Origin of the sequence: Lentilactobacillus sp. Marseille-Q4993 (assembly GCF_951230165.1) — a bacterium.
In the GTDB taxonomy this organism is placed as follows: domain Bacteria; phylum Bacillota; class Bacilli; order Lactobacillales; family Lactobacillaceae; genus Lentilactobacillus.
Map to the genome: position 1 here is coordinate 23037 of NZ_CATNVB010000019.1, position 21389 is coordinate 44425.

Annotated in this window: 21 protein-coding genes; 4 read left to right on the top strand and 17 right to left on the bottom strand. The window is 43.5% G+C overall.

Translation table 11 applies throughout. From position 1 onward, the window contains the following. Positions 1-156: 156 nt before the first annotated feature. Complete coding sequence (locus tag QOW94_RS07070) at positions 157-1344, top strand: MFS transporter (protein ID WP_283679628.1); 1188 nt, start codon at positions 157-159, stop codon at positions 1342-1344. A gap of 23 nt (positions 1345-1367) precedes the next feature. Here the strand turns inward: QOW94_RS07070 and QOW94_RS07075 are convergent, their stop codons facing one another. The 16 genes from QOW94_RS07075 to QOW94_RS07150 form a co-directional block, all read right to left on the bottom strand. Then, positions 1368-2603: a TIGR00341 family protein gene (locus tag QOW94_RS07075; RefSeq protein ID WP_283679630.1), complete on the bottom strand. Its 1236-nt coding sequence runs from the start codon at positions 2601-2603 to the stop codon at positions 1368-1370. A 72-nt stretch (positions 2604-2675) separates the two neighbouring features. Continuing rightward, positions 2676-3386, bottom strand: a complete 711-nt coding sequence (locus QOW94_RS07080) for a sulfite exporter TauE/SafE family protein (RefSeq protein WP_502867256.1) — start codon at positions 3384-3386, stop codon at positions 2676-2678. 153 nt (positions 3387-3539) lie between these two features. Further along, on the bottom strand, positions 3540-4769 hold the full coding sequence (purD, locus tag QOW94_RS07085; protein WP_283679632.1) for a phosphoribosylamine--glycine ligase: 1230 nt from the start codon (positions 4767-4769) through the stop codon (positions 3540-3542). A 13-nt stretch (positions 4770-4782) separates the two neighbouring features. Beyond that, on the bottom strand, positions 4783-6312 hold the full coding sequence (gene purH / locus QOW94_RS07090; RefSeq protein ID WP_283679633.1) for a bifunctional phosphoribosylaminoimidazolecarboxamide formyltransferase/IMP cyclohydrolase: 1530 nt from the start codon (positions 6310-6312) through the stop codon (positions 4783-4785). Continuing rightward, positions 6312-6893 (bottom strand): phosphoribosylglycinamide formyltransferase, encoded by a 582-nt coding sequence (gene purN / locus QOW94_RS07095; RefSeq protein WP_283679634.1) that lies wholly within the window; start codon positions 6891-6893, stop codon positions 6312-6314. The genes purH and purN overlap by 1 nt, the downstream gene beginning before the upstream one ends. Next, complete coding sequence (purM, locus tag QOW94_RS07100) at positions 6894-7901, bottom strand: phosphoribosylformylglycinamidine cyclo-ligase (protein ID WP_283679636.1); 1008 nt, start codon at positions 7899-7901, stop codon at positions 6894-6896. A gap of 4 nt (positions 7902-7905) precedes the next feature. Continuing rightward, the gene (gene purF, locus QOW94_RS07105) at positions 7906-9345 is read right to left on the bottom strand and encodes an amidophosphoribosyltransferase (protein WP_283679638.1); all 1440 of its coding nucleotides are present in this window, start codon (positions 9343-9345) and stop codon (positions 7906-7908) included. After that, on the bottom strand, positions 9330-11549 hold the full coding sequence (purL, locus tag QOW94_RS07110) for a phosphoribosylformylglycinamidine synthase subunit PurL (protein ID WP_283679639.1): 2220 nt from the start codon (positions 11547-11549) through the stop codon (positions 9330-9332). The genes purF and purL overlap by 16 nt, the downstream gene beginning before the upstream one ends. Continuing rightward, the gene (gene purQ / locus QOW94_RS07115; protein ID WP_283679640.1) at positions 11542-12225 is read right to left on the bottom strand and encodes a phosphoribosylformylglycinamidine synthase subunit PurQ; all 684 of its coding nucleotides are present in this window, start codon (positions 12223-12225) and stop codon (positions 11542-11544) included. Before purQ ends, purL begins: the two co-directional genes overlap by 8 nt. Then, positions 12222-12473, bottom strand: coding sequence for a phosphoribosylformylglycinamidine synthase subunit PurS (gene purS / locus QOW94_RS07120; protein WP_283679641.1), 252 nt, complete (start codon positions 12471-12473; stop codon positions 12222-12224). The genes purQ and purS overlap by 4 nt, the downstream gene beginning before the upstream one ends. A gap of 2 nt (positions 12474-12475) precedes the next feature. After that, complete coding sequence (gene purC / locus QOW94_RS07125) at positions 12476-13204, bottom strand: phosphoribosylaminoimidazolesuccinocarboxamide synthase (RefSeq protein WP_283679643.1); 729 nt, start codon at positions 13202-13204, stop codon at positions 12476-12478. Positions 13205-13215: 11 nt separating this feature from the next. Further along, positions 13216-14349, bottom strand: a complete 1134-nt coding sequence (gene purK, locus QOW94_RS07130) for a 5-(carboxyamino)imidazole ribonucleotide synthase (RefSeq protein ID WP_283679645.1) — start codon at positions 14347-14349, stop codon at positions 13216-13218. Continuing rightward, positions 14330-14818, bottom strand: a complete 489-nt coding sequence (purE, locus tag QOW94_RS07135; RefSeq protein WP_283679647.1) for a 5-(carboxyamino)imidazole ribonucleotide mutase — start codon at positions 14816-14818, stop codon at positions 14330-14332. The genes purK and purE overlap by 20 nt, the downstream gene beginning before the upstream one ends. Positions 14819-15422: 604 nt before the next feature. Beyond that, positions 15423-15965, bottom strand: coding sequence for a ferritin-like domain-containing protein (locus QOW94_RS07140; RefSeq protein ID WP_283679648.1), 543 nt, complete (start codon positions 15963-15965; stop codon positions 15423-15425). Between the two features lie 12 nt (positions 15966-15977). Then, a complete protein-coding gene (locus tag QOW94_RS07145; RefSeq protein ID WP_283679649.1) occupies positions 15978-16202 on the bottom strand; it encodes a heavy-metal-associated domain-containing protein in 225 nt (74 codons plus the stop codon). Between the two features lie 37 nt (positions 16203-16239). Next, a complete protein-coding gene (locus QOW94_RS07150) occupies positions 16240-18150 on the bottom strand; it encodes a heavy metal translocating P-type ATPase (protein WP_283679651.1) in 1911 nt (636 codons plus the stop codon). 147 nt (positions 18151-18297) lie between these two features. Between QOW94_RS07150 and QOW94_RS07155 the strand changes: the two genes are divergently transcribed. The 3 genes from QOW94_RS07155 to QOW94_RS07165 all read left to right on the top strand — a co-directional run bounded on the left by QOW94_RS07155 (position 18298) and on the right by QOW94_RS07165 (position 21114). Continuing rightward, positions 18298-18936 (top strand): SDR family oxidoreductase, encoded by a 639-nt coding sequence (locus tag QOW94_RS07155; protein ID WP_283679653.1) that lies wholly within the window; start codon positions 18298-18300, stop codon positions 18934-18936. Positions 18937-19216: 280 nt separating this feature from the next. Beyond that, positions 19217-20548: an ammonium transporter gene (locus tag QOW94_RS07160; protein ID WP_283679655.1), complete on the top strand. Its 1332-nt coding sequence runs from the start codon at positions 19217-19219 to the stop codon at positions 20546-20548. A 68-nt stretch (positions 20549-20616) separates the two neighbouring features. Continuing rightward, a complete protein-coding gene (locus QOW94_RS07165; RefSeq protein ID WP_283679657.1) occupies positions 20617-21114 on the top strand; it encodes an 8-oxo-dGTP diphosphatase in 498 nt (165 codons plus the stop codon). An 86-nt stretch (positions 21115-21200) separates the two neighbouring features. Here QOW94_RS07165 and QOW94_RS07170 read toward each other — a convergent pair. Continuing rightward, a partial coding sequence (locus tag QOW94_RS07170; protein ID WP_283679658.1) for an IS3 family transposase occupies positions 21201-21389 on the bottom strand: 189 nt, incomplete at its 5' end.

The following is a 21389-nucleotide window of genomic DNA, read 5'->3' on the forward strand; positions in this document are numbered from 1 at the left end:
TGATATTGATACGAAATAGATACCACTACTACACTTTTTAGTAAAACAACCAAAAATTAGCTAAAAAAGCGTTTACAAAGAAGGCAAAACGGGCGAAAATAACAAGATAAAAGCGTTTTCATAAAGCTGTCATCATTCACAGAAAGGCCCTCAATCATGCCCACGCCAACTCAAAAGCTATTCGAACCCAAATCGCTCGGAATTTTGTCACTTTCCTTACTGACAATGGCTACCGGAATCGTCTCCCCAACCATTCCTGCCATCGCCAGAGAATACCCTCACGTGTCAGAAAGTCTGATTGAACAAGTATCGACCATCCCTTCATTCTTGATGGCCATTTTTATCCTGATCAGCGGAATAATGGTAGCGAAAATCGGCACCAAAAAGACCGTCTTAACTGGCCTCTGGCTGGTAGTTATCTCAACGGGTCTATCACTAATAGCTCCCAACATTACCGTTTTGCTGGTTGCCCGAGCACTATTAGGGGCAGGGCTAGGTATGTACAATTCACTTGCGGTCAGCTTAATCACCGTATCGTACTCCGGCAATAAGCAATCAAAATTGCTTGGCTGGCAAAACGCATTTCAGGGAATTGGGGCATTAGTCGGCTCATTGCTAGTATCAGCACTACTGCTAATCAGTTGGCGAGCTAGTTTTGCAATTTATGCGGTCGCAATCGTTATCCTTTATCTGTACCAGCGAAACGTTCCCGAAATATCAATGACCAGTTCAAAAACGAAAACCGCAACATCCACTACGCAAACTAACTGGAAAATCATCGCCGCAGCCGGCATCACCTTATTCTTCTTGATGGTCGCCTACATGATTGCCATCGTAAAGATTCCAACTTATTTACTCGAAAACCATATCTGCTCAACCAGTACCAGTAGCTTACTAATCGGCTTAGTTTCCCTTCTAACGATCGTTGCTGGAATCACGTTTGGCGATATCTATAACCGATTACGTTACTGGCTACTACCAATGGCAGCAGGCCTCATGGCGGTATCGTTTGGCATGCTAACATTTAGCCCCACTATGGTTACGGGGATCATTAGTACGAGTTTAATTGGCCTATCATTTGGACTCTACGTTCCGTTTATTTTTCGAGTCGTTAGCGATGCAGCCGCCCCTTCCCAATCTGACATCGTTGCTAAGTGTATGATGGTAATGTCAAATTTAGCCAACTTTAGCTCACCGTTCTTTGCCAGTGCCCTTAGTGGTGGTAATCATGGGACGATAGCAATTTTTAATGGCGGATTTATCGGCTTAGTGATTGTTTTAATCGCAACTATTGCGGTTGGATTCACATCCCAACTAACTCAAGAAGAAAAAACAGAAATTTAAAGTTATTAGTGGCTGAGACATATCTAGCCACTTTTTTTGGTTGCAAAATATACCCGTAGATTAATATCGTCTTTTTCAGCCATAGCTAATGCCGCGGCTTTTATCCCGTCAGTCTGAGATTTGGTTGGCGTTTTTAATTGAATCAGCAAAGCATTCTTAGCATCACCACTGCCATCCCCTAACTTACCAATCAAACTCAAATCAATGGCTGACTTATATTTTGCTTCAATTTTAGACTGAATATCTTGTAGTTTATCTTCATCACCGTTATTAGTAATAGGGACCTCACTAGCGTTTGTTCCCTTCATAAACTGCTTGAATTCCTTAACGGTGATGTAATTGCCACGACTCATTTGGTCAATATTCAGCTCATAGCCATCTAAATTGTAGTCACTCAGTTTGGCCTTTAGCCTGCTAATGTCCTGCTTATTTAGATGACTACTGATCAATTCCAGATTGACCTTTTTATTTGATACCGATTGGTCAATAACGTACTCATCATCTAATTCCTTATCTATAAATTCACTTAACTGGGCTTCGACAAAGGTCTGCTTAACGATTCGACTAGCGGAAATAAAACTGGGAACTGCGATAATTACTGCCACTACCATGATTGTCACTCGGTGTTTAATGGGAAAATCAACTGACTGACCGCCCCTAGCTCTGAAAAAAAGCGTCCCAATAACTGATGCCACAATAATGAAAAAGATGTTGATCAAAAACAAGTACCCCGCGCCAATGATGTAACGACTATTGAATTGGCTGATTCCAAATCCAATTGTACAAAGCGGTGGTAGCAACGTCGTAGCAATCGCAACTCCTGGGACAACGTTGCCACCATCCTTCTTGGAAGCCCCTATAATTCCAGCGATTCCACCAAAAAAGGCCACAATAACGTCCCATAGCGTTGGTTCCGTTCTCGCAAGGAGCTGGTCGTTCAGTTCTTTGAGCGGAGAGACCCAAAAATATAAACTAGCCGCGACAATAACGATTCCAACCTCTGCTAGAAATAACCTGATAGCAGTCGCAATCAATTTCGAATCACCAATTCCCGTTCCATAACCTATCCCCACGATTGGGCCCATCATTGGTGAAATCAGCATTGCCCCAATCACAATTGGGGTAGAATCCATGTTTAAACCGACACAGGCAACCATAACAGCGCAAACCAAAATAAGCAGGTTTGGCACCTCCAAGTTAAGGTCATCCCTGACGTTCGTATTAAGGTTCCTAATTTCAGCAGCTCTCTTAGAATCCATAATAAAAATCCCCCACTATGCTATAAGTAAAGTATAGCATTGAGGGAGATTCGACATAAAATTTGGAATTTACTAATTGATGAACCCATAAGCATCTAAGAACAACCACGTTGCAAGGCCAATAGCTCCAACAATTACGATGGCCTTCATCACCCGCTCAGGAATCAACCGCACAATTTTTGGCCCCAGAAAACCCCCGATAAAGAATCCAATTCCGAGGGGAATCACCTGTAACCAATAGATATGGGATTTAAACGCGTAAATAATGGCAGCTAATAAGTTAGAGGCTCCAAGTGATACGTTTTTCAGTGCATTATAAGTCGTGAACTTATACTTCCCACTTCGAGATAACAGTGCCAGCAACATGACCCCGCCGGCAGCGCCGAAGTAACCAGTATAGGCACCGACGACAACAATCATCAGGTCGAACCCAAACGAGCGTAGTTTGCTACCCTGTCTGGCTTCGATTGCGGCGTGAGAAGGTGGAAACGCCAATACTAACCCGGCCGCCAACACGAAGAACGGAACGACTTTTTCAAACGCATCAGCGGGTTGAGCCAATAGTAAAATTGCCCCAAGAATACTTCCCAGTAGCGTGAGTGGCATCACCTTCATCAGATCACCATAATGGTGTTTCAGTTCGCGTTGTGATGATATGGTAGCTCCAGCACCCGTGAGAACCAAGGCAGCAGTGTTGGTCACATTGGCAAACACCGGCGGCATCCCAACCGCAAGTAGGGCTGGGTAGGAAACTAAGGAGGCCATTCCAGTTGTCGAACTCATTATTCCAGCCAATATTCCGGCTGGAAAAAGAATGATAATTGATTGGAGCAAGTCGATATGGATAATAATCACTTCATTTCGTTTTGGTTTCTATTCTACTATTAAATTAAAATAGAAAAAACTCCAATCTACCGGAGTATATTGGAGTTTGTTTTATAAATCTCGGTACCCAATATCAGGTCTAAAGTAAAAATCAGATAAATTAATTTGTGAAAGCTCAGCGTATACCTTTTGCTGGGCTTCTTTTAGTGTGGCGGCATGGTCATAAATCGTGAAAATCCGACCACCCTTGCTAAGTAATTGGCCATCCTGCTCATGAACCCCCGCGTAATATACGTTAGCAGGTAAATCTGGCATCGGAATATCTTGCTTAGGGTTTTCAGGATAGCCCGGAGCGGAAACCACCACCCCGAGGTAGAAACTATCCATCTGAAAGTCCACATCAGGACGATGACCATTCATCAGTTCAGTAATAACATGATAGAAATCAGTTTTTAGTTGAGGCAGTAACACTTGGGTTTCAGGATCACCAAACCGCAAGTTGTACTCAATTACCTTTGGTGTGTCACCATCCATGATACAGCCAATGTACATAACCCCATTGAACAGTAACTGTTGCTTTTCTAACCCAGCTATGGTTGGATCAATAATCGTTTTGATGGTCTTCAATACGAGTTTATCATCAACGTGAGGGACTGGGGAATATGCGCCCATACCACCAGTGTTAGGACCTTCGTCGTTAGCAAAAATCTTCTTGTGGTCCTGGGAGACTGGGAAGAGAATGTGGTTCTTACCACCCAGCAACACCATAACTGAGAATTCTTCGCCCTTAATGAATTCCTCAATCAGAACTCTGCCATCACTCGCGATGGCAGCTGTAACGGCAGTTTCCAATTCCGATTGGTCTTGAGCAATGGCAACTCCCTTACCCGCAGCCAAACCAGTCTGTTTGACCACAACTGGAAACGAAAACTTGGCCGCAAACTTGATTGCATCGGATTCGTTAGTAAAGGAACCAAACTGAGCTGTTGGAATACCATTCATCATCATAAAGTGCTTAGCAAAATCCTTATCGCTTTCAAGTTGAGCAGACTGTTTGTTAGGGCCAAAGGCTTTCAAGCCCGCTGATTCAAATTCATCAACGATTCCGGCAGCCAGTGGCACTTCAGGGCCAACAAAGGTTAAATCAACTTGATTTTCCTTCGCAAAATTGATCAAAGCGTCAAAATCCAGTTCTCCAATGGCGACCGTTTCAATGCCATCCCGCTTCATTCCGGGGTTGCCCGGGGCAACAAAGACCGTTTCAACTTGATCACTATCTAAAAAACTCTTAGCAATTGCGTGTTCACGTGCACCAGAACCAATTACGAGTACCTTAGCCATCACTTAACTCCTCCTAGTGTCTGAAGTGGCGTCTGCCAGTCATTACCATGGCGATTCCAAACTTGTTAGCCATATCGATTGAGTCCTGATCCTTGATACTACCACCTGGTTGAACAATTGCCTTAATTCCGTGCTTAGCAGCAAATTCAACACAGTCGTCCATTGGGAAGAAGGCATCAGAAGCCAAAATAGCATCCTCATAGCCATCCTTTGGCATTGCCTTATCGATGGCAATCTTGGTTGAATCGATTCGGTTTTGTTGGCCAGAACCGATTCCAAGGGTCTTGGTATCAGTCGTAACAACAACCGCATTACTCTTAACGTGCTTAACAACGTGTTGCCCAAATTGCAAAGCCTTAAGTTGTTTTTCAGTTGGTTGCGTTTTGGTAACTACCTTGAATTCATCAATTTGATCGACCACGTTATCAGTTTCTTGAATCAGCATCCCGCCAGAAACGGTAATCAGTTCGAAGCGGTCGGCTTTATCCTTATTACTCAAATCAACTTGAATCAAACGAAGGTTCTTCTTCTTTGCCAATACATCATAGGCTTCATCAGTGAATGATGGGGCCAAGATAATTTCAAGGAACAGTTTGTGCATCTTTTCAGCGGTTTCAAGGTCAACTTCGCGGTTAAGGGCAATAATCCCACCGAAGATTGAAATTGGGTCTGATGCGTACGCTTCGTCCCAGGCCTCGCTGAGAGTTGGGGCAACTCCAACTCCACAAGGATTCATGTGTTTCATAGCAATAACGGTTGGTTCGTCGTATTCAGCAACCATATTAAGGGCAGCGTTAGCATCCTTGATGTTGTTGTATGAAAGCTCCTTACCATGTAGTTGGTTTGCGATAATTGAGAGTTTTGACGGAATGGCTTTTCGGTAGAAGGCCGCCTTTTGATGGGAATTTTCACCATAACGGAGTGATTGTTGTTTTTCAAACGTTACGGTCAAGTTCTCAGGAAATTCTTCCTCAGTTAAGTAGTTAGAGATAATAGCATCGTAAGCAGCTGTGTGACGGAAAACTTTAGCCGCAAGGTGCTTTCTGTATTCGTAATCATCAGTGTTATTAGTTAAAGCATCAATGACCCCATTATAGTCAGCCGAATCAACAACGGTCAGAACGTCCTTGAAGTTCTTAGCAGCAGCTCTCAACATTGAAGGACCACCAATATCAATTTGTTCAATCGCTTGCGCCTCAGTGGTTTCTGGCTTTTCAATCGTTTGTTTGAATGGATAAAGGTTAACAACTACCAAGTCGATTGGCGTAATGCCATTTTCCTTAAGAGCAGCCATGTGGGCTGGCACATCGCGCTTTGCAAGAATTCCAGCGTGAACCTTTGGGTGTAAAGTCTTTACCCGACCATCAAGCATTTCAGGAAAACCGGTAACTTCTTCAACGCCAGTAACTGTTAAGCCAGCATCTTCAAGGGCTTTTTTAGTCCCACCAGTAGAAACCAATTCAAAGTCTTGCGCCAATAGTTGCTTAGCAAAATCCACTAAATTACTCTTATCAGAAACACTTAGTAACGCTCTTCTTGCCATTATATTTCTCCTTCTTCAACCAATTGTTTGACTACTTCTGGATATAGTTTGTGCTCGACAGCGTGAATACGGGCTTCAAGCTGGTCGAGATGGTCATCTTTATGCACCGGCACTTCCCGTTGGGCGATAATTTTACCCGAATCGATGCCGGAGTCGACCCAGTGAACCGTAACGCCTGTAACGGGGACTCCCGCTTCAAACGCATCTTCGATTCCGTGACGCCCGGGGAAGTTTGGCAACAGGGCAGGATGGATATTGATCGTCTTGCCCTCATACTTAGACAACAACGTTTTGCCCAAAATTCTCATGTATCCGGCTAAAATAATAAAATCTATGTGTTTGGCTGCTAATTGTTCAAGAATTACTGCTTCAGCCGCAGCTTTGTTTGGATACTCCTTAAAGTTAATTACGAAAGTATCCACGTTAAATTTTGCGGCTCGGTTCAAAACATTTGCATCTTTGTGATCACAAACGAGTAATTCAATTGAAACTGGCAAGTTTTCCCGTTCAAAACTTTCAGCCAGCGCTGTGAAGTTCGTTCCCTCACCTGACGCAAAGATTGCAATTCTTTTTTTATTCATTTAATGATCTCCATTAATAATAACTTTTTGACTACCCTGAGTAATGCTGCCAATGACTTGAGCGTGATTGTCAGTGTTAGCGAGCTTGGCGAGGACTTCATCGACCTTTTCTGGTTTGACAACCAGTACGAACCCAATTCCAAGGTTAAACGTCCGTTCCATATCGGTTGCGGATAACCCACCTAACCGCTTTAATTCGGTCATGATAGCTGGAATCTTCCACTTACTACTGTCGACTTCAGCATTCAAACCAGTTGGTAAGATTCGAGCCACGTTATCGAGCAAGCCACCACCGGTAATATGAGCAGCACTGACCACTAGCTTATCCTGAATCAATGGCAACACGCTGTTGACATAAATCCTAGTTGGCCTGAGAAGTTCCTCACCGTACGAGTGACCATCAATAATATCAGTTAGTTTGACGTCATTTTGATTAAACAAAATATCGCGAACCAAACTGTAACCGTTAGAATGCAATCCATTGGAATCAATTCCAATCAAGACATCCCCTTCAGCCACGTCGTTCTTGTCTAACAGGGCACTCCGATCAGCAATTCCAACCGCAAACCCTGCCAAATCGTAATGGCCATTACCATACATGGCAGGCATTTCAGCCGTTTCACCGCCAATGAGCTTAGCCCCAGCCTGCTTAGTTCCTTCGACCACACCTGCAATCACATCGCTAGCGACAATCGTTTTCAGTGCTCCAGTGCCAAGATAATCGAGAAAGAACAGTGGCTTAGCTCCCTGAGCAAGAACGTCATTCACACACATTGCGACTAAATCGATTCCAATCGTATTGTGTTTGTTAGCCTGATTTGCAACTAACAGCTTAGTTCCCACGCCATCGGTCCCAGAAACTAGGACTGGATCAGGAGTCATAAAGTCTTTGAGAGGTAACATCCCGCCAAAGGCACCTAAGCCCGAATCGTGGGTCATTTCTTTGATGGAATCAACTAACTGTTCACCCGCATCAATGTCGACTCCTGCCTTCTTGTATGCATCCATTTACTTACCTCGTTTCAAGTAATCTTGCCTGTTCAGCATCATATTCAGCTTGATAATCATAAAGTGGGGTTGGGTACTTACCATCGAAGTAAGCAACGCAGAGACCCTGGTTAGGAGCATCTGAATCAAGGTTGACCGCCTTGATCAGCGAATCGGTACTAAGAAAGCCGAGACTGTCGGCCCCAAAGATATCTCGCATTTCTTCAACCGTATGGTTAGCAGCGATTAGTTCCCGAGTTGTTTGGATATCAATCCCATAGAAGCATGGGTATCTCAGTGCTGGTGAAGCAATTCTTAGATGAACTTCAAGGGCACCAGCGTCCTTGAGCAACTTAACGATTCGCTTGCTGGTTGTACCCCGAACGATTGAATCATCAACAAGGACGATTCGTTTGCCAGCAACAACCCCCTTAACGGCTGAGAGTTTCATGTTGACTCCCTGTTCCCGTAACTCCTGGGTTGGTTGGATAAACGTTCTGGCTGAATACTGGTTCTTGATCAAACCCATTTCATAGGGGAGACCCGAAGCCTCGGCATAACCCGTGGCCGCTGATAGTGAGGAGTTTGGTACTCCAATCACCATATCGGCATCGACGGGTTGTTCCTTTGCCAGAAATTCGCCCATTCGTTTACGTGCTGAGTGAACGTTAACGCCGTAGATATCTGAATCTGGGCGGGCAAAGTAGATAAATTCCATTGAGCAGATAGCTAACTGGGTATTGTCCGTATATGAATCCACGGTGATGCCACTATCATCAATTTTAATCAGTTGACCAGGTTGAACGTCGAATCTAAATTCAGCACCAACTGCATCCAATGCACAGGTCTCACTAGTAACAACATAACCGCCATCAGGAAGCTGGCCAACTACAAGTGGTCGGAACCCATTTGGATCAAGAGCTGCATAGATACGGTCATTAGTCATTACCAAGTAAGCAAATCCACCTTTTACGGTGTTGAGGGCCTCTTTGACTTGGTCATCGAGGTTTGGTTTACGACTTAGGCGAATCAAGTGCATCAAGTTTTCAGTATCTGAACTTGAGTGGTAAATAGCACCGTTAGCTTCAAGTTGTTTTCTAATCGTGATTGCGTTAGTTAAATTACCGTTATGGGCAATCGCAAACTGGGAATCGCTAAAATTGAAGGGTAGTGGTTGGATGTTTTCCAACAAGTTACTTCCAGCAGTTGAGTAGCGAACGTGGCCAATTGCGGCATCGCCAGGTAGATCCTTCACATCATTTTGAGAAGTGAAGACATCAGTTAACAGGCCAAAGCCGCGTTTTGTCTTAAGTTCGCCGTTATTATTAGCGGTAATACCAGCTCCTTCTTGGCCTCGATGTTGAAGGGCAAACAGGCCAACGTATGTGAGTTGAGCGGCATCCTTAGAACCCCAGATGCCAAACACACCACATTCTTCATTTAAACTTTTTACTTCAGTTTGCATTCTAAGGCTCCCTTCCATGTTGCAAGAGCATCGCTAACCTTCATATCAACAACATCATCGTTCGTACGAATAAAGAGTTGGTCACTGTCGCAGACCTTACCAATCAGAGTGGCCTTACCGGCTGCTAGTTTTTCAAATTCATCCTTATGTTCAGGTGAAACGGAAACAACGAACCGTGATTGCGTCTCTGAGAATAGCTCAGCGCCAGTCATATCAAGCTTAGCCTCAATTCCCAAACCATTACCGAATGTACTTTCAGCAAGGGTGACAATTAAGCCACCTTCCGAAACATCATGGGCGCTTTGAATCAAGCCATTCTTGATTGCGGTCAAAACTAACTTTTGGTTTTTATATTCAGTGTGGAGGTCGAAGTCAAACAACTGACCGTTGATGGCTCCAGTTTGCATCTTTTGAATTTCTGAACCGTTAAAGTCAACATTAGTGTCACCAATAACGTAAACTAAGTCACCGTCGTGTTTGAAATCTTGGGTGGTAATGTGATCAAGTGATTCAATCAAACCAACCATTCCAACCATTGGCGTTGGGTAAATAGCAACGTCATCGAACTCATTGTTAAGTGATACGTTACCGGAGATAACTGGGGTATCAAAGAGCTCGCAAGCATCAGTCATTCCCATAGCCGCTTGATCCATTTCGTAGAACTGGTCGGTCTTTTCAGGATTACCAAAGTTCAAGCAATCAGTGATTCCTACTGGAACCCCACCTGAAGCAACGACGTTTCTAGCGGCTTCGGCAACCGCAATTTGACCACCAATGCGGGGATTCAAGTAGAGGTAGCGACCATTAACGTCAGTTGTGATTGCAAGCGCCTTGTTGGTACCGCGAACACGAAGAACGGCGGCATCTGAACCAGGGGCAACCACGGTGTTAGTTTGAACTTGAGTATCATATGTTTCGTAAATGCTGTGTTTAGAAGCAATTGTTGGTTGGGAGAGAATTTCGAGAACCGTTTCATTAAGGTTCTTGATTTGAGGAACGTACTGGCGAGAAGTCATTGACTTTAGTCGTTCTGGTTCTTCTGATTCACGATGGTATACGGGAGCATCAGCAGCAAGTGAGTCCACTGGCACATCGGCAACCACTTCACCATGATGGAGAAGTTTGTAGTTGTGGCCCTCAGTAACGTGGCCAATCACAACGGCTTCAACACCATAATCAGCGAATACATCCAATACTTCTTGTTCACTACCAGCCTTAACACAGAGAAGCATTCTTTCTTGGGATTCTGATAGCATCAATTCAAATGCAGTCATCCCTTCTTCACGTTGGGGAACTAAATCAAGATCTAATTCCATTCCGTAACCACCAGCTTTTGAACCCATTTCAGCTGATGAGGATACAAGACCAGCAGCTCCCATATCCTGAATTCCAACCAAAGCATCGGCGTGGTTATTAATAACGTCGAGGCAGGCTTCCATTACAAGTTTTTCAGTGAATGGATCACCAACCTGTACGGCTGACCGTTGACTTTCATGTTCTGAATCGAATTGCGCTGAGGCGAATGATGCCCCGTTGATACCATCCCGACCAGTCTTAGCCCCAACATAGATAATACTGTTGCCGACACCGGCAGCCTTACCAACTTTAATCTTATCGAGGTCCATCAAACCAACGCACATTACGTTGACCAATGGGTTGTGTTCGTAGGCGTCATCAAAGGCGATATCACCACCAACGGTTGGCACCCCGATACAGTTTCCGTATGCTGAAATTCCAGCAACGATTTCTGAAATAAAGTAACTATCGGCTTGAGTCTTAGGTTCACCGAATCGCAAACTATCAAGACAAGCAATTGGCCGAGCTCCCATTGAGAAGATATCCCGAAGAATGCCACCAACTCCAGTGGTTGCCCCTTGAAATGGCTCAACGGCTGAGGGGTGATTATGGCTTTCGGCCTTGAACACGATTCCCTTGCCATCACCAATATCAATAATTCCAGCACCCTCACCAGGTCCCTGAACAACCCGGTCTGAGTTAGAATAGAACTTCTTCAACACTGGTTTGGAATTCTTATAAGAACAATGTTCACTCCACATCCCTGAATAAAGACCAATTTCAGTATAGTTAGGTTCGCGACCCAACACCTTTTCGCTGATCAGTTGGTATTCATAGTCTGAAAGGCCCATGTTTTTATAGATTTTATCGTCTTTAATTGCGGTTGGCGTTACTTCGTTATTATTCATAAACAATTCCTCTGCTTACCATGCTGTTAATAATCGACTCAAACATTCCCTTACCATCGGCTGAACCAAGTAGTTCTTCGACGGCTCTTTCTGGGTGGGGCATCATACCAAGAACGTTACCGGCCTTGTTGATGATCCCGGCAATGTTTTCAACACTCCCATTTGGGTTATCTCGGTATTTAAATACGATTTGGTTATTTGCTTCCAAGTCCTTCAAGGTTTCCTGGTCGCAGAAGTAGTTACCCTCACCGTGGGCGACTGGTAACGTAATTGTTTGACCACTTTCATATTGGTTAGTAAAAACGGTGTCGTTGTTGTTTACGTATAATTCGACTGGTTTGCAAACAAACTTAGCTGAGGTGTTTTTTTGAAGAACGCCTGGTAGTAATCCTGCTTCGGTTAGAATTTGGAAACCGTTACAGATACCAAGAACCGGTTTGCCAGTATCAGCAAACTCACCTAAAGCCTTGATGATTGGTGAGAAACGGGCGATGGCCCCGCCCCGAAGGTAATCACCGTATGAGAACCCGCCGGGAACTAGCGCAGCATCATAATCATCAAGCGAATCCTTTTTGAATGATACTAATTCAGCTGTTTCACCCATCACATCATTGATGGCGTGGTATAGATCCATCTCACAATTTGATCCGGGAAAACTCAAAATTGCAAATTTCACTTGGCTGCCTCCAGTTCTTCAATCTCGTAACGGTAACTTTCCATGTTGACGTTAGCCAACAGTTTGTCACAGATTTCGTCGATTTCATGTTCAACGTTAGTGCCGTCGATTTTGACTTCAAAGTACTTACCAAGGGTCAAGTCCTTAACATCGTCATAACCCATTCGAACGACTGCATCCTTAATGGCTTCCGCCTCTGGATTCAAAATTGATTGTTTGTAAGTTACATAGACCTTTGCTAAATACATAATTAAGCCTCCTCAGCTTTCTCTAAACGAGTCAAAATTTCTTCATATACGGGAACTAATTCGCCAAGCCCTTTACGGAATACGTCCTTATCAAGGGACTTCTTGGTGTCGCGGTCAATCAACCGACAACTGTCTGGTGAGATTTCATCAGCGAGGATAACCTTTCCATCACCATCTACACCAAACTCAACCTTGAAATCAACCAAGTCAATATTCATATCAGCGAAGATTGCCTTTAACCGGTCGTTGACCTTGAGTGCAGTCTGCTTCATGAAGTCCATCTGGGCCGGAGTAGCAACGCCAAGCGCTTCAGCTTGGGAATCGTTGATGAACGGATCATCAAGCTCATCACTCTTATAGAAGAATTCAGTGACTGGTTTTTCAAACTTCATCAGGTGTTCTGCAGCAAATTTCCGTTCAAAACTTCCTGAAGCCATGTTTCTAACAACTGTTTCAAGGGGAATGATTTTAACCCGCTTTACAAGTTGATTGTTTGAATCAAGTTGTTTGATGAAATGGTTTTCGATTCCGTGAGCGGCAAGGTCGCTGAAAATAATGCTTGAAATTCGACAGTTAGTTTCGCCCTTTCCTTTCATCTGAACCTTTTTCTTACCGTTAAATGCAGTAACTTGATCCATGTAGTGAACCCAAACAGTTTCTGGGTCAGTGGTTGCGAACATTTCCTTTGCTTTACCTTGGTACATTAAGTCAGTCTTTGTGATTTCTGTCATGATGAACTCCTTTAGTTTTCGCCGGTTAACATTGCAGTTGATTTAAGTAGTTGGTCGATATCATCACCGAGAACCGTAACGTGCCCCATTTTTCGTTGGGGTCTGATCTCAGCTTTACCATAATCGTGGAAATGCCAGTCTGGAGCTTTTGTTAGCTGTTCACGGGCTAGCGTTAAATCGGTTCCCAGTAGATTTCTCATTACTGCTGGTTGGTTCAAAGTAACGTCAGGGATTGGCAACCCACAGATACTACGAATGTGAGCTTCAAACTGAGAAACGTTGCAGGCCTCAATTGTGTAATGGCCTGAATTATGAGGCCGTGGAGCCAATTCATTTACAACAACGTGTTCGTCATCGATGACGAATAGTTCGACGCCAAGGACTCCGTACAAGTTTAGTTTGTCAGCAATCACATTTCCGATATGGTTTGCGAGTTGATGAACCTTGGCTGAAAATCTGCCTGGAGCAATAGTGGTATGAAGAATGTGGTTCTTGTGGATATTTTCGACTAGGGGAAAGACGATTGTCTTGCCGTTACGGTCGCGGGTGATCATGATTGAAGCTTCCGCCTTAAATTGCTTGCGGGCTTCTAAAATACAAGTTGTCTTGGTGTAAAGTTCAGCAGCAGCGTCAAAGTCGGCTTCGGAATTAACATCAAATTGACCGTGACCATCGTAGCCACCGGTTGAGGTTTTGAGGATTGCGGGCATTCCTACTGCTTTAACTGCCGCTTCAAAGCTGGCTTTATCAGTTACTAAGGCAAAATCCGTTACCGGAATTCCAACATCCTTTAGAAAACTCTTTTCGTTGAACCGATCGCCAGTGATTCGCAGTAATTCAGTTCCTTGAGGAATTTCAACAAACTCACTCGCTTCTTTCAAGGTGTTTTCGTCGACGTTCTCAAACTCATATGTGAGAACATCAGCCTTCTTTGCGAGGTCTAAAACCGCTTCTTCGTCGTCGTACTCAGCTACGATTTGAAAATCAGAAACTTGACCAGCTGGGGCAGAAGGGGTTGGATCCAATACTCCAACTTTGTATCCCATTGCCTTAGCCGAGAGGGCCATCATTTGCCCAAGTTGCCCACCACCAACGATCCCAATGGTTGCTGGTGGTAATATTTGCTTAATTGAGGCGGCTTTCACTTTGCTTTGCCTCCTCACGTTGTTTTTCCTTAAATGCGGAAAGTTCGGATTCTACGTTCTTATCGTTCGTTGCTAAAATTTGAGCTGCTAGTAAAGCGGCGTTCTTTGCACCAGCGTCACCAATGCTAACGGTTGCTACGGGAGCCCCAAACGGCATTTGGACGATTGAAAGTAGTGAGTCCATTCCGTTTAATGTTCGGGTTTTAATTGGTACCCCAATCACTGGTAATGTAGTGTTCGCAGCAAGCATTCCAGGTAAGTGAGCGGCACCACCAGCGCCAGCAATGATGACATTAAGGCCGTTATCACGGGCATTCTTGGAGAATTCGGTGAGTTCATCCGGCATCCGGTGTGCGGAGATAACGCGCTTTTCGTAACCAATCTTTAGACTATCCAAAACTGCGCAGGTTCGCTGCATGGTATCCCAGTCAGATACTGATCCCATCGCAATTCCAACTTGTATTGTCATTGATTTACACCTCAATTTTTATTGGTGATTTAATAATAATTAACATTACAGTGAAAGTCAATACCAATCGTTCGGATTTTTAATATTTTACTGAATAATTACTATGTAAAGTTTATATAGTTCGTGTTTTACTATTGATTATTAGTGATATCGGACATGGGGACACGAGGTAACCATTTATCAGCAACACTAATGGAACGCAGTGGGCACAGCTTTGAACTTTTCAAAAAGCGAAAATTTCAAAGTCAGGCCTTATCGTAATGAGTGAACTCATAACGATAACCTCACTGCTGATTAGTGTTGCTCTATAATGGTTACCGGTTTCCCGCTATACTCCGGTTGATAAATATCCCTTCATCGTCAATGATCATCCATGACTTATACATAATTATCCAGTCGCCGATGGCCATGTGAATTTACGATTAGTTAGGTTGCTTGTGATGAAGGTACCACTTAGTCTGTTAGGGACATCATTTCACCTAACGCCATATTTTCTTAGTTTCAAATCGCTTGTACTAATATTTCTCTACAACACAAAAAAGCCTCGATGCTTATTAACATCGAAGCTTCATTTAACTTAGATCATTACTACAATCTCTCGATTCTAGTCCTCGTCATCCTCATCCGTCGCAATCTTCCAATCGCCAAGCATTGCACTCAACGTCTGGATATTGTGCTGATTAGCAGCGAGTAGATTAGTTAATTCCTGGGCTAACACCAGTTTATCTTCTTTTTGGGCTAACTTGATCGCTCTCGTGACAAACATATTCTCTGTGTTGAAGTCTGCTAGCAATCCTTCCAAAACTACCTTTTCATCTTCATACTTATCCTGACCATTTTCAGTCAGCATGGTATATTCCGTAAATTCCTTGGTAGTCGATGGGGTGATCTCACCTTCATCCAGCAGTGTGGCACCAAGGGTATCAGTTTGGTATCTCGCTTGATCCAGCAACCGACTATAGAACTTCTTTAGTGTTACGGTTTCCGTTCCCTTAACGTACCACTTTGCCATCTGGAGCTTAGTAGCCAAAACAACCAAGTTGCTTACTACGTGTGAGGTCATGGCCCCAGCAGTTGGGGTGTGGTGATCAATATCAGCTTGCTTTACTTCTTCTTCAAATAGCTCTTTCGCTGTTGCAGTTGTCATGTTCGTTCCTCCCTATTCCTTAACCTTGATTGATTGCACTTCGTAACCCAAATCAGTGACAACCTTTGACAGTTGGTCTGATTGAACTTGGTCATTGTTGAATTCAGTTTTAACCTTGGCGGCGTTGAACATCACCTTTACATTTTCTACCCCTGGTTGTTGTTCGAGGGCGCCCTGAATCTTTTGCAAACATGATGGGCATGAAAGTTCGTCTAATTGCATAATTGCTTTACTCATGATGATTTCCTCCTCATTCGTTTTCTATACCTAAATCTTACTTGATTGGTTCGCTGATTGAATTGATATCCGTCAATTTTTCATCAACTTGTTTTGGTTTAGTATTGAATTTAATCAATCTCATAGCATTGAAGATCACGACTAGAATGCTTGCTTCGTGGACAAACATTCCACTAGCCATGTAGATAAAACCGGCAATTAACCCCATCAATAAGAATGCCACCGTTCCAATCGCAATCACGATATTTTCCTTGGTATTGAGAACCGTTTTCTTTGAAACCGCAAACCCGTGATACAGTTCGTCGTAGCTTGAAGTCATTAAAACAATATCCGAGGTGTCGATAGCGACATCAGTCCCAGTTCCCATGGCAATTCCAATGTCCGCTGTCGTCAGCGATGGGCTATCGTTGATACCATCACCAATAAAGGCGACCGTTTTTCCTTCGGCTTGAAGCTTTTTAACTACTTCAACCTTATCTTCTGGGAGCAACTGAGCTTGAACTTCATCAATGCCAACTTGATTAGCAACTGCCCGAGCAGTCTTTTCGTTATCACCAGTCAACATGACCGTTTGCTTGATTCCCAACTGTTTCAGTTTCTTCAAAGTTTCCTTTACGTCAGGACGAATAATGTCGGCAACACCAAGAATGGCTGCTAATCGACCATTAATTGCCATCAAGACTGATGAATTTCCCTTTTCGTGAAGTGAACTAAGGTAATCAGCTTGGTCAGTCGTTAATTCAATTCCGGCATCAGCTAATAAACTCCGACTACCAATCAGCACTTGACGGCCATCAACTTCCGCCTTGATTCCCTTACCTTTAACCGTATCAATATCGTGAAGTGGAAGGTCATGATAATTCACATCACTATCATCGGCATAACTGACAATCGCCATTCCAAGAGGATGGTCAGATTCCGATTCCACTCTAGCTAATAGTGGCAGATATTCGCTCTTTGGCTCTACATCAAGGCTGGCCGCAACGCGCGTTTCACCCTTTGTAATGGTTCCCGTTTTATCAAATAGCAAAGTGTCGACTTTACTGAAGACATTCATCACTTCGCCACCCTTGATCAAAACGCCATTCTTGGCAGCATTCCCAATTCCGGCAACGTTTGAGACTGGAGCTCCGATGACCAAGGCCCCGGGACAACCAAGTACCAAAACGGTGATGGCTAACCGGAAATCTCGCGTTATCAAACCAACAATCAGAGCAATTACCAAAACTCCAGGTGTGTAGTATTTTGCGAACTGGTCAATGAACTTTTCCGCAGTCGATTTTGTATCCTGAGCTTCTTCCACCAGGTCAATAATCTTGCCAAACGTGGTATCCTCACCAACCTTGGTTGCCCTAACTTTAATTGAACCGTTATCCAAAATAGTGCCGGAGAACACTTCATCGTCGATCCCCTTTGAAACTAGTTTGGATTCACCAGTAATACTAGCCTCGTTCAAATTACCGTGACCAGAAACAATTTCACCATCAACTGGAACCTGGGCTCCCGTCTTAACGAGAACCACATCGTCAACATCCACAAAGTCAACGTCTTCTTCCTCAACCGAACCATCTTCACTAACCACCAAAGCCGTGGTGGGTGCCATTTCAGTCAGTGACTTGATCGAGTTTCTGGTTTTCTTAAGCGTCTTATTTTCCAAGTATGAGCCGAATAAGAATAGGAAGGTAACTACCGCCGATTCCTCGAACTCACCGATTGCAAACGCACCGATAACCGCAATCGATACCAGCAACTCAATACTGATAGTTTTGTACTTCAAAGCTGACCACGCTCTTAAAATTATTGGCACCGCAGCGATAACCGAAGCAACCGCAAAGGCAGCAATCTCAACCGGTTCAACTTTAATCAGGCGACCCATAAATCCCAGGACAATCAAGGCCCCCGTAACGCCCGTGATTTGATTAGAATGTTTCGTTATGAATTTCATCATTTTCCCCGCTCCTTTCAACTTTACAAATTTATTGTATTTGATTAGCAGACGTAAATAATTGATTACCGTCAAGAAAAAGTGAGTTAGTTGGTTGTTATCGATCAAGCCGTTATAATGTAGACATTCAATAAATAGGAGGAATATGCCGTGAAAATCACAGTAATTGGAGCAACTGGTAGAGTTGGTCGCACAATTATTTCAAAACTAGCTGATAACTCAGAGGACGAAGTTTTTGCTGGTGCAAGAAAGCCAGAAAAGGTGCCAACCGGAGAAAACATTTCACCGTTTGAATTAGATCTCCATCTTTCCCCAGAAGCAATTACCAACGCCATTCCCGACAGTGACGTAATCATCTTTGTTGCTGGTTCTGGTGGCAAGGACTTGCTTCAAGTCGACCTCAACGGAGCCGTTAAGGTAATGAGGGCAGCTGAACATAAAGGAATTAAACGATTCATCATGCTTAGCTCCCGAGCATCCCTTGACCTCGAAGCCTTCAGCGAACCAGACGCATCACCATTAACCAACTATCTAATCGCCAAACATTACGCCGACAAGTGGCTAATGAACAACACTGACTTAGACTACACAATTCTCCAGCCAACCTCTCTGACCGAAACTAAAGGAAGTGGCAAGGTTACTCTTGGTGAGTTTGCAACGAAAGAAAATAGTATTGAAAACGTAGCGGAAGTACTGATTGAATTGGCAAAAAACAGTTCATCTATCCGCCAAGTAATCGAAATGAGTGACGGGGATACCCCAATTAACAAAGCAATTGATAATCTGTAAACTAATAAAGACGGCAGGGCTTTTCGCCCTGCCGTCTTTTAAAACGTAATTAGAATCGCTCTCAGACCATTTTAATAAAACTCTAAGATGTCATACAAGTTAACACTACATTGTCCACTTGAAAATATTTTTTTGGCAATTGTGTACCCCTTTCATTTGCTATATTAATAGACTCTTAGCGAGGACTAAATTAAATGGTATATGACATGTAGAGATTTCCACTAGACTAATAAAATCGCCAATGTTAGAATTCATAACATTAAATCAAAGGAGCGGTTTTATGAATCTCGCAAATACTTCATTCGTAATTTTTTCTAGTATTTTTGTTTTGTTCATGACCCCAGGTTTGGCATTTTTCTACGGGGGTCTTGTTTCCCGGAGAAACGTTGTCAATACGATGCTCTCCGTGTTTATCATGACCGGAGCTGCTATCCTACTCTGGATCATCTTTGGTTACTCACTTTCTTTCAGTGGTAATCATTTCGGGTTCATTGGGGACTTGAAAAATTTCTTTATGAATGGCGTCAATTTGGAGAGCCTCACCGCTACCAAAATTCCTGAGGGAGTCTTCTCACTCTTCCAGATGATGTTCGCCATCATTACCCCAGCCCTATTTGTTGGAGCTGTCGTTGGTCGGATCAAGTTTAACTTCCTATTAGTATTCTTGGTTCTCTGGTCAATTCTCGTCTACTACCCAATGGTGCATATGGTTTGGAGTCCAAACGGATTCTTAGCCTCACTAGGCACCCTCGACTTTGCCGGTGGTACCGTTGTTCATATTAACGCCGGAATTACTGCGTTTGTTCTATCCTACTTCCTTGGTAAGCGAATCAACTATGGTGATATTCCACACACTCACTATAACTTGCCTTGGGTCCTTATGGGAACCGCTATTCTATGGATTGGCTGGTATGGTTTCAACGCCGGTTCAGCCCTGGCGGTTAACTCAGTTGCTGTTTCAGCAACCATTACCACTACGGTTTCTACCGCAACAGCGATGATCACTTGGATGTTCCTTGATATGCTGATTGATAAGAAGCCTACTCTAGTAGGTGTATGTACCGGTACTCTTTGTGGACTGGTTGCAATCACTCCAGCCGCAGGTTACGTTACCATTGCCGGAGCATTTGTGATTGGAATTCTCGGCACGCTTGCTAGCTACTTCTTCGTTACTCAATTGAAAGATCGAATCGGTGTCGACGATGCTCTTGATGCCTTCGGTTGTCACGGAATTAGTGGAATCATTGGTAGTATCGCTACCGGATTATTCGCCACTAAGGACGTCAACCCAGTAGTTACTCATAACGGCTTGTTCTATGGCGGCGGGTTCCATTTACTCGGGGTTCAACTTCTTGCTACTGGAATCACTATCGTTATGGTTGCCGTTTTCGTTTCCATCATTATAAAAGTCCTCGCAGCAATCATGCCAATGCGAGTTGACCGCCACGAAGAGGAAATTGGTTTGGATAAAGGTGAACATGGTGAAGAAGCTGACTACACCGTTAAATTAGCGAAGGATATCGCTGATTATCGAACCGACATGCAAATGTATTCCAAGGAATTCCGCGGTCAGTTAGGCCACCTTACTGCTACCAAGGATCACGACCTGTGATTTGCTATTCGGTTTTCTAAGCCATGAGAGTATACTGAAATCACAAAATCTAATATGAGGTGATTCGATTGACATACTCACGGTCTGAACATATTGAAATGGTAAACATGTGCATGGTCTATAATCCAGAAACTCAAGAGGTTATCGTTGAGGATAAGACTGACGTTGATTGGAAGTTTGGCCATACTTTTCCCGGTGGTCACGTAGAAAAAGGCGAATCCTTATCAGACGCCATCATTCGTGAAGTGTATGAAGAAACTGGTATTACCGTTTCAAACCTTGAAATGTGCGGAACCGTTGAGTGGAACAGTGATGATCCTGCCTACCGCAGAATTGGTTTTTTGTACCGAACTAGTTCATTCTCCGGTGAAATCACTGAGCACCCCATTGATAAGGAAGGCAAGGTGTTCTGGATGAAACTTGCCGACTTGAATCGCGAGAATACTGCTGATAGTTTTATGGAAATGTTGGAGATTTTCACTAATCCTACGGTAGTTGATGCAACTTCGCCAGTGATGAATGGGTCATTGACTTTACAAAACGCGAAAAATACAAAATTAGTTTAAAGAAGTAAAATAATCAAAAAAGTGCGGCGATAATTTCGATTTCTTGGGAGCTACTCCGTGTCAAGCGGACAGTTAAATAATTAAAATTAGGCAATCTTATTTGAGGCATGATTTCGATATTCTATCGGAGTCATGCCTTTTAGTGTTAATTGGCGGCGATTGAAGTTATACCAATTGATACACTCCTCAATCTCGCTATTCATTTCGTTCTTGGTTATACGGTTGTGAAATTGGAAATATTCTTCTTTTATGTGACTCCAAAAACTTTCTATTGG

What these genes read in the sequence shown, in the direction of transcription:
- purC (WP_283679643.1), bottom strand. Translation starts at nt 13,204, where the DNA reads ATGACAGAAATCACAAAGACTGACTTAATGTACCAAGGTAAAGCAAAG.
- QOW94_RS07160 (WP_283679655.1), top strand. Translation starts at nt 19,217, where the DNA reads ATGAATCTCGCAAATACTTCATTCGTAATTTTTTCTAGTATTTTTGTT.
- purM (WP_283679636.1), bottom strand. Translation starts at nt 7,901, where the DNA reads ATGGATGCATACAAGAAGGCAGGAGTCGACATTGATGCGGGTGAACAG.
- QOW94_RS07140 (WP_283679648.1), bottom strand. Translation starts at nt 15,965, where the DNA reads ATGACAACTGCAACAGCGAAAGAGCTATTTGAAGAAGAAGTAAAGCAA.
- QOW94_RS07075 (WP_283679630.1), bottom strand. Translation starts at nt 2,603, where the DNA reads ATGGATTCTAAGAGAGCTGCTGAAATTAGGAACCTTAATACGAACGTC.
- purN (WP_283679634.1), bottom strand. Translation starts at nt 6,893, where the DNA reads ATGAATAAAAAAAGAATTGCAATCTTTGCGTCAGGTGAGGGAACGAAC.
- QOW94_RS07080 (WP_502867256.1), bottom strand. Translation starts at nt 3,386, where the DNA reads ATGAGTTCGACAACTGGAATGGCCTCCTTAGTTTCCTACCCAGCCCTA.
- purF (WP_283679638.1), bottom strand. Translation starts at nt 9,345, where the DNA reads ATGCAAACTGAAGTAAAAAGTTTAAATGAAGAATGTGGTGTGTTTGGC.
- QOW94_RS07150 (WP_283679651.1), bottom strand. Translation starts at nt 18,150, where the DNA reads ATGATGAAATTCATAACGAAACATTCTAATCAAATCACGGGCGTTACG.
- purD (WP_283679632.1), bottom strand. Translation starts at nt 4,769, where the DNA reads ATGGCTAAGGTACTCGTAATTGGTTCTGGTGCACGTGAACACGCAATT.
- purS (WP_283679641.1), bottom strand. Translation starts at nt 12,473, where the DNA reads ATGTATTTAGCAAAGGTCTATGTAACTTACAAACAATCAATTTTGAAT.
- purL (WP_283679639.1), bottom strand. Translation starts at nt 11,549, where the DNA reads ATGAATAATAACGAAGTAACGCCAACCGCAATTAAAGACGATAAAATC.
- purH (WP_283679633.1), bottom strand. Translation starts at nt 6,312, where the DNA reads ATGGCAAGAAGAGCGTTACTAAGTGTTTCTGATAAGAGTAATTTAGTG.
- purE (WP_283679647.1), bottom strand. Translation starts at nt 14,818, where the DNA reads ATGACAATACAAGTTGGAATTGCGATGGGATCAGTATCTGACTGGGAT.
- QOW94_RS07145 (WP_283679649.1), bottom strand. Translation starts at nt 16,202, where the DNA reads ATGAGTAAAGCAATTATGCAATTAGACGAACTTTCATGCCCATCATGT.
- QOW94_RS07070 (WP_283679628.1), top strand. Translation starts at nt 157, where the DNA reads ATGCCCACGCCAACTCAAAAGCTATTCGAACCCAAATCGCTCGGAATT.